This window comes from Butyrivibrio fibrisolvens (genome assembly GCF_037113525.1).
Taxonomy (GTDB): Bacteria; Bacillota; Clostridia; order Lachnospirales; family Lachnospiraceae; genus Butyrivibrio; species Butyrivibrio fibrisolvens.
This window is the reverse complement of sequence record NZ_CP146963.1, coordinates 2791322-2807838: the sequence shown is the minus strand read 5'-3', so window position 1 is coordinate 2807838 and position 16517 is coordinate 2791322. Positions and strand designations below refer to the sequence as shown.

The window sequence follows — 16517 nt, the reverse complement described above, 5'->3', positions numbered from 1 at the left end:
ATATAGAACAATAAATCAGAATCCCGGAAATCTGCGACGGATGCGGATTTCCGGAGAAAACACTCATACTTAGGAGGAAATAAAAATGGCAGAGAAGTATTTTGATTACAACACAAATGAATGGGTAGTAAGAGAAAGAGATGGACGTATCAGACCGGCAACTACTTATGAAACATCACTTGGAGATGATATCGAAGCCGGTTTTAACAGATATGGCAAGTATGCAGCCCGCTTTATGGCAGGAGGCTTAACTGTAGAAAAAGGCATTATTGATAAGCTTGCGGATAAGTATCTAACCGATGAAGAAAAGGCAGAACTTAATGCAAAGGTTTCCAAAATAGAAGCAAAGCCCGATTATCTTTCAAAGGCAGCAGATATGATGGGATCAGAAATGCTTCACAACATGGCAGTGTCTCACAGAGTTTCCCAAACAGGCGACAAGGCACTTCATGCGCTGATCAGGCATTTCTTCAGAAGTTTGACCGGAAGAAATAAAAAGAATTAAGAAACGAGAGATTTCTAACAGAACTATAAAAAAGTTTGAACTGTTCACAAACACTTATAATGATAAAACAAAGGGATTGCATAAAACAGGCTATGGTTTTATGCAATCTCTTTGTTTTGGCCGACAAATATCCGGCCTATATGTTATAGCATGAAAACTGTTATAATTATTGAAGTATATACAAATATGTGCCATAATAGGTCATTCGGAAAAAGTTTTTCATGTTACTGATACTGGCAGGCAGTAACGTTTTACGCGGGGAGATTTAATGAGTTTTTCATATATAGATACGGTCATTTACGACAACTTTGGCGAAATGATTTCAGGCTGGAATGATCGCTATCCTGATAAGACGGCGATCAGGTATTTTGCCAAAGATACCATAACAGATCTTAAGTACAGGGACGTAATACAGCATATCTACAACCTGTATTCTTATTTTGGTGAAAAGAAATTAAGCGGGCAGCACATAGCCATAGTTTCTGAGAACCGATTCGAATATATCACCATTTACCTGGCAGCAGCGCTTGATAACGTAATAGTACCACTGGACAAAGAGCTTGATAAGGAAACTCTTAAAGACATGATAAAAGACTTTGATGTCGACGTCCTTTTTTATACCAAAAAGACAGGCAAAAAAGTTTCCGACCTTCTTGAAGATCCTTTGATCAAAGCGATAAATATCGATGATGAATACGAGAAACTAAGCACAGGTTCGTATCCTTCTGAAGATTTTTTTATCAGAATAAAAACTATTGATAAGGACAAATTCTCTGTTCTTGCGTCAACTTCAGGTACTGACGGCAAGATGAAGGGAGTAATGCTGTCCCAGTATAACATCGCAACTAATGTTCGGGGAACTCTTGAAAATAACGTCCTAAAAAGTCCGACACTATCACTCCTCCCCATGAATCACACCTACGGCTTTAATCCGGGAATTCTCGCAACTTTGTACAATGGAACAACAGTATGCTTAAATCTCGACCTGAAGTACCTTTTAAGGGATATCAAGGCATTCGATCCGTTTTTCTTCGAGGCTGTTCCCATGGTCTTTGAAGGAATTTATAAAAATATCGTTCGCGAAGCTAAGAAAAAGAACAGATATAACCTTCTTTGCAACATGATAAAGGTAAGTAACTTCCTGTTAAAGTTCCACATCGATCTAAGGCACATCTTGTTCGGGAATATATTAAATAAAAGGTTAAGGCTTGTCGTAAGCGGCGGAGCAGCCTTAAACCCCTATTATGTTGAGAAATATGAAGAGCTTGGAATAAAGCTCTTAAACGGTTATGGCATGACCGAGTGCTCACCTACGATCGCGGTAAGCAGGGCAGCCAATAACGTAGTTGGAAGCGCCGGAACCATCATGAGACATATCGATGTCAGAATCTCCGATGAAGGAGAGATAATGGTCAAGGGTCCTTGCGTTATGCTTGGATACTACAAGAATCCCGAAGCCACCAGGCAGAGCATGGAAGGCGAATATTTTAAGACGGGCGATCTTGGCTATGTCGCAGACGACAAGGTCATCTTCGTTACAGGACGCAAGAAGAACCTGATAATCCGCAGTAACGGCAAGAATTTTTCTCCTGAAGCTGTAGAGAAAAAGATATTGGAGCTTCCTTACGTTAACGAATGCATCGTAACAAGCAGAGCCGTTAAAAGTAATGAGATCATAGTAGCCAAAGTCTATATGGAAAAGCCTGCAGACACCCTTGATGAAGATATAAAGAAGATAAATAAAGATCTTCCCGGCTTTATGAACATAGATAAGGTCGAAGTCATGGACCAGGAATTTGAGAAAAACAGTACCCGCAAGATAAAAAGAAATAAGTATGAAAATTGAAAAATCATACCCAAATTTGTGTCGCAAGCTTCAGTAACTAGAAAAATTAGTTATTCGTTTAACTTGCGGCAGGAGGTTAATTATGTTAGATGAATTTAAGAAATTAATGAAAGAACAATATGATATTGATAATATAGAGCTTTCTTCTAATTTTAAGACGGATTTTGACCTGTCATCATTTGATTTTATCGAACTTATCTGTCTGGTTGAAGAAAGATATGGAATAGAGATGGATGAAGATGATTATAAATCACTAAATACTGTCGAAGATATGATCACATATATCCAGGAGAAAATAGTATAAGGTTATGGAAGTAATAGAAGTTAAAGATCATAAGGAACAAAAGCTGTTCCTTGATTTTAGAAGAAAACTATATAAAGAAAGTAGTCTTTACGTAGACAACAACCTGTTCCTGATACAGGAACTTTTCTCCGGAAAGACAAGCTTTGTTAATGATAAAGAGATATACGCCTTCAATGTAAAAGATTCAAATAATATAGTGTGTCAGGGAATTGTTGTATACGCAAGTGACCTCTCTGATTATATCCAGCTTTGCTTTTTCGAAAGCCTTCCAGGCCAGGATGAAGCTGCAAAGCTGCTTGTTGATAAAGCTATCGAAATAGGTAAAAAGCATAACTGCAAAAAACTTGTAATAGGCTTAAATGGCCATGTTAACTACGGCCTTGGGCTTTTATGCGATCATTATGATGAGAAGAACACTTTCTCATCTGCTGCAAATCCAAAGTTCTATAATGACTATTTTGACAAAATGGATCTTGAAAAGGTATATCTTTGCACCTACAGGTCCGTGACCGATCACACAAGGATTGAGAGATACGCAAGCCTTCTTAGAAAGATCAAAAAGAATTATGAATTCAAATCTTTTGACAAAAAGAATTTTGATGAGTATTCAAAGATATACACTGACCTTAATAATCAGGCATTTGAAGGCCACAGATACTATTACAAAAGAAACTATAAAGAAGATAAAGAGATGCTTAAAGAGCTCTTTTTGTTCATGAAAGAGGATTCGCTTATTTTCGCATTCAAAGACGGAGAGCCGGTCGGATTCGTCATGTGGTATCCGGATTATAACGAACTTGCAAAAGGCGGAGAAGTGTTTGGTGTAAGGCACTTTTTCAGGAATATCTTTATGGGCAGGAAGATAAAATACGGAAAGCTGATGGAATACGGCGTCCTTCCGCAGCACAGGAAGAGCGGTCTTGTTATGGGACTTCTTGATCAGGTATATATCTCAATGCAGGGTCATGGAATACAAAACCTTGTATCATCCTGGGTTCTTGAAGAAAATGTCGATTCAAACAGCGTATGTCAGGCCCTGTGCGATGAGAAATACAAAAGGTATGTAGTGTATGAGAAAGAGATCTGACCAAGACCTTATCATAAGAGAAAAAAGTTCTGATACTAGTCTTATGGTAAGGAAGCTGAGCGAAGTCCCTGAGGACATCCAGGCACTTATAGATGGGCAGGCCAAAGAGCCTTTTCCTTTTGAAACAGAGCTGCTTAGACTATGTAAGAAAGAAAACCTCTTTGAACAGGAATACTACCATGTACAAAAAGGCAGTTCCAAAGCTTTCATAATTGTATATAAGATGAACCTTAACATTTTCACCTATGGAAAAATGGACTTATCGCTTAGTACAAGCGTCATTGGTTATCCATGTTCCTTAAGTGAGCCGGGATTTATCACAAATGATACGGATCTTGTACTTGAATTTGCAAAAACATTGAAAGGTCCTGTACTTATCCTTAACACAAAAGAGCATAGACCCCACAAGGACTTCGTTTTGGGGCAGACACTTCCTACCTGCGTCTTCCAAAACAGATTTAAGACAGAAGATGAATATCTATGCGCACTGAGAAGTCATTACAGAAGGCGCATAAAGCTTGCTATTAAAGCGTGTTCCCATTTGACAGTAAGAGAGATCACAGATGACTCTATAGATGTATACCAGTTATATCTAAATACATACAATAAGTCAGACTACAAACTTGAAAAACTGGAAAAAGGTTTTTTTGACAAGGTAGATGCTACCAAGATCGTATTCCTGAAAGAAGATAAGCCTATAGGCTTTGTACTTCTTAGAAAAGCAGAAGATAAGCTCATCTTCATGCTGTGCGGAATGGACTATTCGGAAGATACCACGGATCTTTATTACTATATGCTTTTTCACATAATAAGGTATGGAATAAAGCACGGATGCAAGACCATAGATTTCGGTCAGACATCGGAAGAAACCAAGCTTAAGTTTGGCGCAGCGCTGGAAAAGAGATATTTCTACGCGCATCATTCAAACGGGTTTATAAACTTCCTGGTGAAGCACGGAAGATATCTTCTTGAGTACAGATATGCCTTTCCGGATTTCTGCGTATTTAAAGATTTGAAAGAATGAGTACTTATTAAGGAATGCAAGATTTTCTTTGATTTTATAAATAAATATTTACATCAATCTATACCATCTGTCAGAGGGAAATTCATTTGAATGTGGTTTCAGTTGATTAGAATTTAATGAGGTTGTTATGAAAATTGTTTTATTTAGGCCAAGGCCCCATAAGGAGACGATAGGACTTCAAAACGTCATGATCTGCGAGCCCTTGGAACTTGAATATATAGCGTCCAATGTTGAACCACTGGGACATGAAGTAGTCATAGTAGACATGATCCTTGAAAAAAAGAAGATCGCCTACTTTTTGGAGAAACACAAGCCCGACGTAGTCGGCGTTACCGGCTATATTGCTCATGTAAATATCATTAAGGACTACGCAAGGCAGGTCAAAGAGTACAGTAAGGATATAGTAACAATAGTTGGCGGCGTCCATGCTGAAGTTAATCCGGAGGATTTTGAAGATCCTAATATCGATTACATTATAAGAGCTAATGGAATAAAGACTTTTATTTCGATTCTAAAAAAGCTTGAGAATCTGCATGAAATAGACACAGTAAAAAATAGCATTATTTCTAAAGAAGATATAAATGAGAATAGAAATGATGATGGAAGTGAAGATAGTAAAGAAAAAAATAACGAAGCTGGTATAAAATCTCAAGAAGACTTATTACCTGACCGGAAAAGTATCGTAAGTAAAGAATTAAATAATGCGCAGGAAGCCGTTTGCCAGGATGACAATCCCCTCGACTGTGTCTATACAAAAGGCGTAAATAAGGCGGTAAAAGAGACTACCTTCAATTATCTTTTTCCAGACAGGGACAAGGTTTCAAAATATAGGAAACACTACTATTACATGTTCCACAGAAACTGCAGTCTCATTAAGACATCCTTTGGATGCCCCTATAACTGCAAGTTCTGCTTCTGCAGGCAGATAACCGATGATAAGTACTTCGCAAGAAGTCTTGAAAATATAATAGAAGAGCTTAAGACAATTCCGCAGACAGAAGTATATATAGTCGATGACGACTTTTTGTTTAATGCAGAAAGGCTAATGGAGTTCTGCGACCTGCTTGAAAAGAACAACATTCACAAGAAATATCTTGTATACGGAAGAGCAGACTTTATCGCAAACAACGAAGCAGCCATAAAGAGGCTTAAGGAAGTAGGCCTAAGAGCCGTTATCGTAGGCCTTGAATCCTGCAGTAGTAAAGACCTTGATACCTACAATAAGAGAACTCAGGTTTCCATCAATGAAAAAGCTGTAAGCATCCTGCAAAAATACGATGTCGAATGCTATGGAACCTTTATCCTGGGTCTTGACTGGACCAAGGAAGACTTTAATGCTCTTGGAAGATGGATCAAAAAGCTCGGACTTATTTTTGTAAATCTTCAGCCATTAACGCCACTTCGCGGAACCGAGATGTACGAGCAGTACCGCAAGGACTTTATTATTAGAGAAGATGAATACGAGAAGTGGGACCTTGCCCATCTTGTTGTTAAGCCCATGAACCTTTCAGTCAGGAAGTATTACTGGTACACCATGGTCCTGTATTACAAGATCACAGCCAATCCCAAGAGCTGGTGGTATATGGTCAAAAAGTACGGACTCTATGACACCCTTAAGCTGACCGTAGGCGCTGCCAAGGTTAATATGCAGTATTTTAAAAAGTTATTATAAGTTTAAAAGGAATATCGATCATATTCTTAAGATCGAATTTGATCGTATAAGTTATACATTTAAGGAATTAAAAATATGGAAAATGGTATGAAAAAAGAAATAAAGGTCCTTCTGATAAGACCAAAATATTCATCAATCGTCGCACACCTCGAGCCTTTAGGACTTGAGTATGTGGCAGGACTTTGCAGAGATATGAATATTAAATGTGAGATCCTTGATGAGTTTCAGCATTCCTGGTTTTTCAGGCTCGAAAGGATCAAAAAGAAGATCAGAGAAGGCGGATATAACGTAGTCGGTTTTAATGCTAATGCCAACACGGTCGATTATATCCTTGACAGAGCTGCCCAGCTCAAAAAAGAATTCCCTGATATCTGCATTCAGGTAGGGGGACCTGAAGCAGAGCTCAATTACACTGACTTTTGTAAGGATCAGATAGACATTGTGTATTACGACAACGGCCTTAAGACCCAGAAGAACATATGGGCAGCAGGCCTTGATCCCGAAGTTTTGGACAAGCAGACAGGCATCTGCTTTAAAAAAGACGGCAAATGGGTGGTAAAAGAAAAAGGCGAACCCGTAGACTGCTTCATCGTTAAGCCTGACAGAACAGAGTTCTACAAGGGCCTTAAAAAGAATTTTATCTTTATGAAAGGAAAATTCGCTTTATCAAAAGCTTCTTTTTCCTGCCCATTTAATTGTAACTTCTGTTACTGCACCAAGATGAACAGCGGCGTATACACAGAGATAGACCTTGATTCTGTAATAGAAGAAGTCGAATCTATTAAGCACGACAAGATATGGTTTGTTGATGACACATTCTTTTTTAACAAAGAAAGAGTTATTAGCTTTTGCGAAAAGATAATCGAAAAGGGCATCAAGAAGCAGTTCATGGCATATGCAAGAGCTGACTTTATAGCAGAAAACCCTGACGTACTCCCGCTTGCATATAAAGCCGGATTCAGAGACCTTCTCATAGGTCTTGAAGCAGTAAGCGATGCCCAGCTCAAGGAATATAATAAGCAGACATCCAGAAATGATAACATCCTTGCGATCAAGCACTGCCATGAGAACAATATCGTATGTAACGGCCTGTTCGTAGTAAGCCATACATCTACCAAAGAGGATTTCAGGAATCTTTTGAAGTTTATCAAAGATAACAATTTGTTATGGATGGTATTTGGAATTTTCACTCCTTATAAGGGTACTGATGCATATGAGCAGTACAAGGACAAGCTCGTTAACTTTAAATCCAAGAACAGAGACGGCCTTCATGTTACAGTTCCACCGGAACACATGAGCGCATTTATGTTCCAGATGCGCTACTACTGGCTCCACGTTGTGACATACCCCAAGATCATAGTCAGGACACTCTTTGGAACAGCTTATGACACCAAGAAGACTGGTTGGTTTTAATGCTTTGAAGATTATTTTTGTAAAAAGAATTATCGCAGTCTCATTATTATGATTGTGAGATATGAGGTTGATATGAAAGATTTAAATTATATGTTCGTTCGCGTCCATTATGATGCGAGAGTTGCAAGCCTTGAGCCACTTGGCCTTGAGTACATCATGACCGTGGTTAAGCAGGAAAAGAAAAACTGCATGATTTTTGATGAAAGTCTCCATAGTCCTTTTTTCAGATTCCAGAGACTTGTTAAGCACATTGAAGAAAATAATATATCATTTGTAGGTTTTTCCATCATATCCTATACAGCAGGATATGCCCTTGATGTGATCAAGAAGCTTAAAAAGCTAAAGCCTGACATTAAGATCATGGTTGGCGGAGCTGAAGTTAACATCAATCATCAGGACTTTATGATCGATGAGATAGATTACGTGTACTACGACAACGGCCTTGAATCCCTTAGAAATGCAGTAAGACATAACTTTGAAGTTTCTGTATTAAAGGATTCCACAGGACTTGCTTATAAAAAAGATGGTAAATGGTTTGAAAATGAGAAGTGTCCGCCCATCAGCAGCTATGGCGTAAGACCTGACAGAAGCATCTTTTATGAGAACAGAAAGAAGTTCAGAGTTCTTGCCAAAGGTTGTTTTTCACTGATGAGAGGCTCTTTTTCCTGCCCTCAGGAGTGCAAATTCTGTGTTTCAAGAACCTTTAATAACTGCACCTATAAGGAAAGAGATATAGATGATGTTGTTGATGAGATCGTGGAACTTGACAACGACAAGATTTTTTTCGTAGATGATGATTTCCTGGTAAATAAGGAAAGAGTCAAAGCTATATGCAAGAAACTTCTTGAAAGAAAATGCACCAAGACCATCATGATCTTTGCAAGAGCAGACAGCATCGTTAACTGCGAAGATATCATGCCACTTTTATATAAAGTTGGATTTAGGGATATGCTGGTTGGACTTGAAGCAGTAGAAGATACCACCCTTGAAAAGTACAACAAGAACTCCAGTGTCATGCTCAACAAAAAGGCTGTAAAGATCCTCAGGGATAACAACATGGTCTGCGTCGGCCTCTTTGTTATCAACTACGATTTTAAGCACAAGGATTTCATGAACATCAACAAGTTCATCAAGGAAGAGAAGCTCATTTGGGTTCTTTTCAGTATCCTTATCCCCTTCAAGGGAACACCTGTTTATGAGGAAAATAAGGACAAGCTCATCCGCTATGAATACAAAAGAACAGGTGGAACCAGCGTCCTTATGAAGCCCGAGCACCTGCCGGCGTGGTTTTTCAAGATGGAGTATGATTTCCTCTACTATGTCAACTTCCCAAGAATCTACATGGCAGGACTTCTTGGAACCTTCAACAGGAAATATAAGAATAAGGGCACGGAATAAAATGGGATCGCGGGGGATTCCTGAGGACTGGCAGTTTATAAATATGTGAAGTTAGTTAATCGTAAAATGCATAGCTTTGAAAAGAGAATTTAATGAGTAATAAAAAAATTCTATTAATACAGCCGACACCATACGATCAACATGGGGTGCTGGTTAAAAAGAATAAACTCTACTTTGTAGGATTGGCGCTTCCCCTTCTGGCTGCGCTTACTCCTGAAGGCTTTGATGTTGAAATATGCTATGAGACCATAGAAGATGTTCCCTTCGATACAGATGCTGACCTAATAGGTATCAGTAGCATGGGTCATGCTGTCATGAGGACTATCGCTATAGCTCAGGAATTCAAGAAGAGAGGCAAGACAGTAGTTCTTGGCGGATACATGGTAAGTCTTATGCCGGAAGAAGCGCAGAAATACTGTGACAGCGTAATGATAGGCGATTCCGAAGAGACCTGGCCGCAGATGGTCAGAGACTTTGAAAATGGTAATCTTCAAAAGGTATACAAGAAGAAGCTGGAAAAACTAACTTATCCGATACCCAAGTATGAGCTTATCCTTAATAAGAAAATAGGAAACTTCCTCCCTGTTCAGGCTGGAAGAGGATGCCCTAAAACCTGCAGTTTCTGTTCCATATACTGTTTGTATAAAGGCCAGTACCTGAAAAGAGATATAGATGAAGTTATAAGAGATATCAAAAAGATTAAATCTCTTGGATTCAGGCAGTTCCTTCTTCTTGATGACAATATCTTTTCCGACAGAGACTATGCTATAAAGCTGTGTGCTGAGATCAAAAAGCTTAAGATGTACTGGATGACCCAGTGCTCAATTGATATAGCCAAAGATGAAGAGCTCCTTGATACTATCGCAAAGAGCGGCTGCTATATGCTGAGCTTTGGACTTGAAAGTATCAGCAAGGAAAGCCTTATAGGCATGCATAAAGCATGGGCCAAGCCTGAGAACTATTCCGAGCAGATCAATATCATAAGAAAACATGGAATTGATATATCTACCGAGATGGTAGTAGGTGCTGAGGGAGATACACTTGAGTCCATCAAGGCAACAGCAAAGTTCGTGGCTGATAACCACATAGCTGTACCCAGATTCTATATCCTGACCCCGATTCCGGGTACGGAATATTATGACGAGATGAAAAAGGCAGACAGGATCTACAATACAGACATGTATTCCTACAATGCCTGCGAAGCAGTTCATTATCCCAAGAACATGACGCCGCAGGAACTTACCAAGGCATATTGGGATCTGTACAATGAGGTCTACTCTATAAAGAGCATCTTGAAGAGAACGATATTTACAACGGCATTTTTAAAACGCCCTTACAATGTGACTTTCTATTTTCTCGTAAATTTGTTCTACAGAAAACAGATCAAAAAAGGAATCGTGCCGAATATCATTTAAAAGCGAAGTGTGTATAATATATACAGGAGGGACAGATATGAATCGTTTTTATAGAAGATATATATCGTTTGTTCTGGCAGTAATAGTATTAGTATTTACACTCGCTGGGTGTGGTAAGATTCTTGACCTTGGGTACAACAGCGGAGAGTCTGAAAAGCAGGATCAGCAGAATCAAAAGAAGGACCCCAAAACAGACGTCCCAAGTGAAGGGAAATCCGGTAAGGATGCTACAGATAACGGCGATAGCAAAAATTCTGCTGATACCTCTTGGGCCGGAGACCTTGTCAGTTTTCAGTATCATCCCGGATATAGTGATATGAATGGTGGCCATCATTATCAGACTCTTGCACAAAGGGACGGAGAATGGATCATCGAATGTTGTGATCAGGAGGAGCTAGGAGAGCCTGAAATTACGACTATATATTCGGTTTCTGAAGAAGACGTACAGGCTTTTGGGGATTTTTTAAAAGAAAAGCACGTAGATAAGCTTATGAACAGGGAAGACAGCGATGACTTCGTGACGGATTACAGTGCCTGGAGCTACTCTATATCTTTTGTTGATCCCACAGGGCAAAGTAAATATATCGAAGTACGCTTCGACGAGTACAAAAAATATTCTGATAAAGACTATGAACTTATAGGGGAAATTCATCAGAGGTTTGATTCCCTAAAGACAAACATGGTGTCACAAACCGAGGAATTTGACGACTAAAAGCGTTGAATAGAAGTAATAATTCTTCTCTATATAAACTGGTATTATATAAAAATATATTTTTGGTAATATCAATGATGCCAGTTCAGTGCTATATTAGCAAAAAACAGAGGAGGACTATTATGAAAACATCACAGAAAAACAAGAGACTTATCAAAATCGCATACGCAGGTCTTATGGCTGCGCTTTGCTATGTAGGTTATGCAGTATTTCCTGCTATAACTACAACAGGAACCAAGATTCATATCGGAAATGCTTTTGTTGTATTAGGAGCGCTTCTCCTTGGTGGAGTATATGGTGGATTCGCTGGTGCAATAGGTCTTTCCATAGCAGATATTCTTGGAGGTTATGCAGTTTCAGCTCCTAGAACATTCATCTGCAAATTAGCTATTGGACTTATAGTTGGACTTGTAGCGCACAGATTTGCCAAGATATCTCATAATCATCAAAAGAGCTATATCGTGAAATGGTCTATTGTTTCAGCAGTTGCCGGACTTGCATTCAATTGCGTATTTGAACCCTCTCTTAAATACATCTGGTATACACTTCTTACACCAAATTCAGAGAAGGCTGCATCAGCAATTAGTGCTCTTATTGCGATCACAACAGCCGCAACCGTCGTAAATGCAGTTATCAACTCCGTGATCGGTGTCATCGCTTATCTTGCCCTTCGCCCAATACTCTTCAAAACAGGACTTCTAGGCGAAGTAGACGAAGATCCAGTTCCCATACAAAAGGCAGTTTAATTAAGGTGAAGATTCCTGGGGATGACTGTTAATAAATGATTTTGGGGTCATGAAAATTATATAAAATTCAAGGCATGACAGAGGGAAATCTATATTCCTAGGGTTTGAAAACTCGCTTCGCTCAAACAGTCAAACCCTAAGCAGGAATATAAATCTCCCTCTATCAAGCTCTTGAATTTAATATATTTTTCAAAGACCCCAAAATCATTTATTAACAGTCATCCCCAGGAATCCGCTACATACTCAGTATTATTCCATAGGATTAAATAAGCTCGGAGGCTGGGATCCGTCGATAGGCATGTGGTACATACGAGTGTTGTCCTTGGCTGGCGTGTAATATACATACTGCGACGTCAGGCTTATGTTGAAGAAGATTCCCTGATGTACTGCTACATCACTAGAACCGTCCAGAGTCATTACATGCAGCGCCGGAGTCAGCGACTCTGCTACAGAGTAGAAGATATACTGGTCATTAAGATTGAAACATTCAACCCTGTTATTGGTCAGCTTCTCAACCTTCATGGTCGAAAGCTCCATACGCTTTAAATGGTAGTTATCAACGGCATCCATGTAGTAAATGTAGCCATCATGGTATATAGGATAGAAGATATATCCGTCAGCGATCTTTGTGATCTTATCGCCGTTTAATGTGTCCATCATATACAGATTATGATCTTTAGTTACACCGGTAAAATAGATCTTGCCATCACAGAAACCGCAAGGATCGATATATTCGTCAGAAATGGTGGTGAGATTGGTTTTGTCGTTTTTTATTTTTAAAAGAGAACCACCATTAGCATCTTTTACCTGGAAATAGATGTAGTTACCGCACATAGCCTGGGCAGCAGTACGGCCCCTGTAGAGGCACTTTTGCTTGGTACCGTCAAGACGGCACTGGTAGACTCCATAGTATTTTACAGTAGTACCGATACCGCTTGTTGAAAGCGACAAGTGCTGAGAATCCATATAGAAATAAAGGTAATTGCCGTTTCCGCTTATAAAGTAGACATTCATGGTGGTTACGGGCTTTATATCAGTCTCATCAACATTCATGCTGTACATACAACCATTGTCGTAGTTGTTTCTGAAATAGACCTTTCCATCCATCTCACAAAAATACCCACCATTATAAAGATTGCCGGTAGTGTTGCCACCAACAGTAGGATCCACTTCAGGAATCATATTAAGATAGAAATAAACAACAACGGCTGCTCCAACCGCAACTGTGATAAGAATGATAATAATTATGTTCCTTATCTTAGCCATAATTGCTTAATTTTCCTTTCTTGCGCCAGCTATCAATCCGCGGTATTATTCTCTTATACTGGCCATGACAATAATTTGTCAGAATACTGTATCATCATAAAGTCATGACTTTTGTCACTTCGTTCCAAAAGTCATGTAAATAGGCCAATTGAGAACACCTTCGGTGTTGGGCCTATTTACCTACCGATTCACTTTCTTACGAAATCCGCAGTAAATGCGGATTTCTGATTCAAAGTTGCGAAAACATATTCTTATATTATTATCGGTCAAAAATATGAAGCTATTAATAATAATTGGTATATAAAATACTTAAAAAATAGTTGCACTATAGTTGGAGGTTTTAATGGATTTACAGGAATTAAGAAAAAAGCTCGATGAAATCGATCCCAAGATCGTAGAGCTTTACGAGCAGAGAATGGATGTTTGTTCACAGGTTGCGGATTACAAGATAGGAACTGGCAAAAAAGTCTTCGACCCTGCCAGGGAAAAAGAGAAGATAGATACCGTAAAGGGCCTTACACACAATGATTTTAACCGCACCGGAGTAGAAGAACTCTTCGAACAGATAATGGCCATGAGCAGAAAGCTCCAGTATCAGAAGCTCACAGAGGCCGGAGCATCAGGAAGGCTCCCCTTTATCTCAATTAATTCCATAGATAAAAAAACCTGCCGCGTAGTATTCCAGGGAGCAGAAGGCGCATATTCACAGGCTGCCATGTTCAAATATTTTGGAGAAGGCGTACATAACTTCCACGTAGATACCTTCAGGGATGCAATGATAGCAATCGAAGAAGGTGCAGCAGATTACGCCGTCCTTCCAATCGAGAACTCCACAGCAGGCATAGTTTCTGAAATCTATGACCTTCTTGCAGAATACGAGAACTTTATAGTAGGAGAGCAGATAATCAAGATAGAGCACTGCCTTATAGGTCTTCCCGGAGCTGAGATCAAGGATATTAAGACCGTTTATTCCCATGCCCAGTCCCTCATGCAGAGTGGTAAGTTCCTTTCAGACCATCCTGCCTGGCGACAGATCAGCATGAAGAATAATGCTTTTGGTGTTCAGAAGATAGCAGAGGACGGAGACAAAACGCAGGCGGCTATTGCAAGTGAATATGCAGCCAAGTACTATGGGATGAATATTCTGAAAAAAGGTATTAATAAGTCTGAGACTAATTCAACCAGATTTATAATTGTTACCAATCAGAAAGTTTTCCTGAAAAAGGCAAATAAGATAAGTATTATGCTCGAAATTGGAAATGAGGTGGGAGCGCTGTATCACATTCTGTCTCACTTCCACTATAATCATGTGAATATGACAAGGATTGAATCCAGGCCTATCGGGGACAGAAACTGGGAATACAGATTCTTCATAGACTTCGAAGGAAACTTGGCAGACAGCTCAGTCAAGAACGCACTTCGAGGGCTGCGCGAAGAGGCGAAGTCGCTGCGAGTTCTTGGAAATTATTAAGACTGTGCCGATTCCGGAGGATGGTAGTTAATAAATAATTTTCCGGTCGTGAAAAATATATAAAATTCAAGGCATGATATTTGAAGATTTATATTCCTAGGGTTTGAAACTCGCTACGCTCAAACAGTCAAACCCTAAGCAGGATTATAAATCTTCATCTATCAAGCTCTTGAATTTAATATATTTTTCAAAGACCGGAAAATCATTTATTAACTACCATCCTCCGGAATCCTGAAAGTAATTATTAATTATCATATAAAATATGGAGATGGTATAATGGTAGAAGAACTGATTTGCTTCAGGAATCTGGAAGATGAAGAATTGCTCTTTGCTATGTCAGATCTTATGGACAAGTATACAAAGGGGAGCTTTTCTAATATAAATAGCCAGGATAAAGCACTTTTGTATGAGTGTATGTCGGAGCTTGTGGAATTCGCGGGTAGAGGCGGATTTTATGGGAATCTGTGGCATGATTATCTGGCATATTTGCTTGTTAATAGTGAGAATACGTATTCGCTTGCATGTGAGATGAAGGGGCAGGTTGAGGGGACTATAAATGACCTTGTTCTTCATGATATGGAAGTGTTTAGGAAGTTTTTTGACTATGATTTTACAGAGCTTTTCGAATGTTTTGGGGCACAGAATTTCGAGAAACTTTTTGATTATAAAGCAGGGAATTCGGATAGTAAGATTTATAACAGAAGGATAAGAGATCGCATATGCAGGCTCGCCTGTGACCTTGAAAAGGCAGCAGATGAGAAAGCTATGAAAGACTGCCTTACTCTTTTTTACAAGGAATATGGCGTTGGGAAGTTTGGGCTTCATAAGGCTTTCCGCGTGGGACATAGTAGCGACTCACTAAATACTGAATACAGCGGCGTCACAATTGAGCCGATCAAGAATATAAGACATGTGAAGCTTGACGACCTTGTTGGCTATGAGATCGCTAAGAAGAAGCTTGTGGATAATACGGAGGCTTTTCTTGCGGGGAGGCCGGCTAATAATTGCCTTTTGTATGGCGATGCGGGTACGGGCAAGTCTACATGTATCAAAGCTCTTGCTAATACTTATTTTGACAAGGGGCTTAGGATCATTGAGGTCTATAAGCATCAGTTTAAGGACTTGAATGATGTTATTGCTCAGATCAAGGGCAGGAGCTATCGTTTCATAATCTACATGGATGATCTTTCATTCGAAGATTTTGAGACGGAGTACAAATATCTGAAAGCTGTAATTGAGGGCGGCCTTGAGAAGAAACCTGAGAACGTCCTTATTTATGCTACGTCCAATAGAAGGCATCTCATAAAGGAGAGCTTCAAGGACAAGAAGAGTCTTTCAGATGACGGAGATATCCACGCAAGTGACACGGTTCAGGAGAAGATATCTCTGTCCGATAGATTCGGTGTGTCCATATATTTTGGAAAGCCGGATCCAAAGCAGTTCAAAGAAATTGTTACCACGCTTGCGCTTAGAAATGGTATCAGGATGCCGGAAGATGAGCTTTTGGCTCAGGCGAGTAAGTGGGAGCTTCATCACGGCGGCCTGTCTGGAAGGTGTGCTCAGCAGTTCATTGATTATCTTCTTGGGCAGGAGGCTTGAAATAATTTTGATATAAATATTTTGGAAAAAGATTCAAAATATAAATAGGTGAGGGTGTT

At 39.4% G+C, this 16517-nt stretch carries 14 protein-coding genes; 13 read left to right on the top strand and 1 reads right to left on the bottom strand.

From position 1 onward, the window contains the following. Positions 1–85 precede the first annotated feature (85 nt). The 11 genes from WAA20_RS11715 (at position 86) to WAA20_RS11665 (ending at position 12122) form a co-directional block, all read left to right on the top strand. On the top strand, positions 86–505 hold the full coding sequence (locus tag WAA20_RS11715) for a hypothetical protein (RefSeq protein ID WP_073385891.1): 420 nt from the start codon (positions 86–88) through the stop codon (positions 503–505). Positions 506–773: 268 nt separating this feature from the next. Further along, entirely contained in the window at positions 774–2351 is a 1578-nt protein-coding gene (locus WAA20_RS11710; RefSeq protein WP_073385892.1) for an AMP-binding protein, read from the top strand. 82 nt (positions 2352–2433) lie between these two features. Continuing rightward, positions 2434–2655, top strand: coding sequence for an acyl carrier protein (locus WAA20_RS11705; RefSeq protein ID WP_073385894.1), 222 nt, complete (start codon positions 2434–2436; stop codon positions 2653–2655). Positions 2656–2659: 4 nt separating this feature from the next. Further along, on the top strand, positions 2660–3742 hold the full coding sequence (locus WAA20_RS11700; protein ID WP_073385895.1) for a GNAT family N-acetyltransferase: 1083 nt from the start codon (positions 2660–2662) through the stop codon (positions 3740–3742). Next, positions 3726–4766: a GNAT family N-acetyltransferase gene (locus tag WAA20_RS11695; protein ID WP_073385897.1), complete on the top strand. Its 1041-nt coding sequence runs from the start codon at positions 3726–3728 to the stop codon at positions 4764–4766. The genes WAA20_RS11700 and WAA20_RS11695 overlap by 17 nt, the downstream gene beginning before the upstream one ends. 127 nt (positions 4767–4893) lie before the next feature. Beyond that, a complete protein-coding gene (locus WAA20_RS11690; protein ID WP_081373692.1) occupies positions 4894–6438 on the top strand; it encodes a radical SAM protein in 1545 nt (514 codons plus the stop codon). Between the two features lie 87 nt (positions 6439–6525). Further along, positions 6526–7851, top strand: coding sequence for a radical SAM protein (locus WAA20_RS11685; protein WP_167562666.1), 1326 nt, complete (start codon positions 6526–6528; stop codon positions 7849–7851). Between the two features lie 72 nt (positions 7852–7923). Then, a complete protein-coding gene (locus WAA20_RS11680; protein WP_073385901.1) occupies positions 7924–9249 on the top strand; it encodes a radical SAM protein in 1326 nt (441 codons plus the stop codon). Between the two features lie 92 nt (positions 9250–9341). After that, a complete protein-coding gene (locus WAA20_RS11675) occupies positions 9342–10664 on the top strand; it encodes a radical SAM protein (protein WP_073385902.1) in 1323 nt (440 codons plus the stop codon). 37 nt (positions 10665–10701) lie between these two features. Next, positions 10702–11376 carry a hypothetical protein gene (locus WAA20_RS11670; protein ID WP_073385904.1) on the top strand — a complete coding sequence of 225 codons (675 nt, stop codon included), beginning with the start codon at positions 10702–10704 and terminating at the stop codon, positions 11374–11376. Between the two features lie 122 nt (positions 11377–11498). Next, entirely contained in the window at positions 11499–12122 is a 624-nt protein-coding gene (locus WAA20_RS11665) for an ECF transporter S component (RefSeq protein WP_073385905.1), read from the top strand. Positions 12123–12371: 249 nt separating this feature from the next. Here WAA20_RS11665 and WAA20_RS11660 read toward each other — a convergent pair whose 3' ends face one another. Beyond that, entirely contained in the window at positions 12372–13388 is a 1017-nt protein-coding gene (locus WAA20_RS11660; protein ID WP_073385906.1) for a DUF5050 domain-containing protein, read from the bottom strand. 343 nt (positions 13389–13731) lie between these two features. Between WAA20_RS11660 and pheA the strand changes: the two genes are divergently transcribed. Both pheA and WAA20_RS11650 read left to right on the top strand, forming a co-directional pair. Next, a complete protein-coding gene (gene pheA / locus WAA20_RS11655; protein ID WP_073385908.1) occupies positions 13732–14859 on the top strand; it encodes a prephenate dehydratase in 1128 nt (375 codons plus the stop codon). Between the two features lie 273 nt (positions 14860–15132). Continuing rightward, complete coding sequence (locus WAA20_RS11650; protein WP_139263632.1) at positions 15133–16458, top strand: ATP-binding protein; 1326 nt, start codon at positions 15133–15135, stop codon at positions 16456–16458. The last annotated feature ends 59 nt before the right edge of the window (positions 16459–16517 follow it).

What these genes read in the sequence shown, in the direction of transcription:
- WAA20_RS11690 (WP_081373692.1), top strand. Translation starts at nt 4,894, where the DNA reads ATGAAAATTGTTTTATTTAGGCCAAGGCCCCATAAGGAGACGATAGGA.
- WAA20_RS11665 (WP_073385905.1), top strand. Translation starts at nt 11,499, where the DNA reads ATGAAAACATCACAGAAAAACAAGAGACTTATCAAAATCGCATACGCA.
- WAA20_RS11670 (WP_073385904.1), top strand. Translation starts at nt 10,702, where the DNA reads ATGAATCGTTTTTATAGAAGATATATATCGTTTGTTCTGGCAGTAATA.
- WAA20_RS11660 (WP_073385906.1), bottom strand. Translation starts at nt 13,388, where the DNA reads ATGGCTAAGATAAGGAACATAATTATTATCATTCTTATCACAGTTGCG.
- WAA20_RS11685 (WP_167562666.1), top strand. Translation starts at nt 6,526, where the DNA reads ATGAAAAAAGAAATAAAGGTCCTTCTGATAAGACCAAAATATTCATCA.
- WAA20_RS11715 (WP_073385891.1), top strand. Translation starts at nt 86, where the DNA reads ATGGCAGAGAAGTATTTTGATTACAACACAAATGAATGGGTAGTAAGA.
- WAA20_RS11680 (WP_073385901.1), top strand. Translation starts at nt 7,924, where the DNA reads ATGAAAGATTTAAATTATATGTTCGTTCGCGTCCATTATGATGCGAGA.
- WAA20_RS11695 (WP_073385897.1), top strand. Translation starts at nt 3,726, where the DNA reads ATGAGAAAGAGATCTGACCAAGACCTTATCATAAGAGAAAAAAGTTCT.
- pheA (WP_073385908.1), top strand. Translation starts at nt 13,732, where the DNA reads ATGGATTTACAGGAATTAAGAAAAAAGCTCGATGAAATCGATCCCAAG.
- WAA20_RS11710 (WP_073385892.1), top strand. Translation starts at nt 774, where the DNA reads ATGAGTTTTTCATATATAGATACGGTCATTTACGACAACTTTGGCGAA.
- WAA20_RS11675 (WP_073385902.1), top strand. Translation starts at nt 9,342, where the DNA reads ATGAGTAATAAAAAAATTCTATTAATACAGCCGACACCATACGATCAA.
- WAA20_RS11705 (WP_073385894.1), top strand. Translation starts at nt 2,434, where the DNA reads ATGTTAGATGAATTTAAGAAATTAATGAAAGAACAATATGATATTGAT.
- WAA20_RS11700 (WP_073385895.1), top strand. Translation starts at nt 2,660, where the DNA reads ATGGAAGTAATAGAAGTTAAAGATCATAAGGAACAAAAGCTGTTCCTT.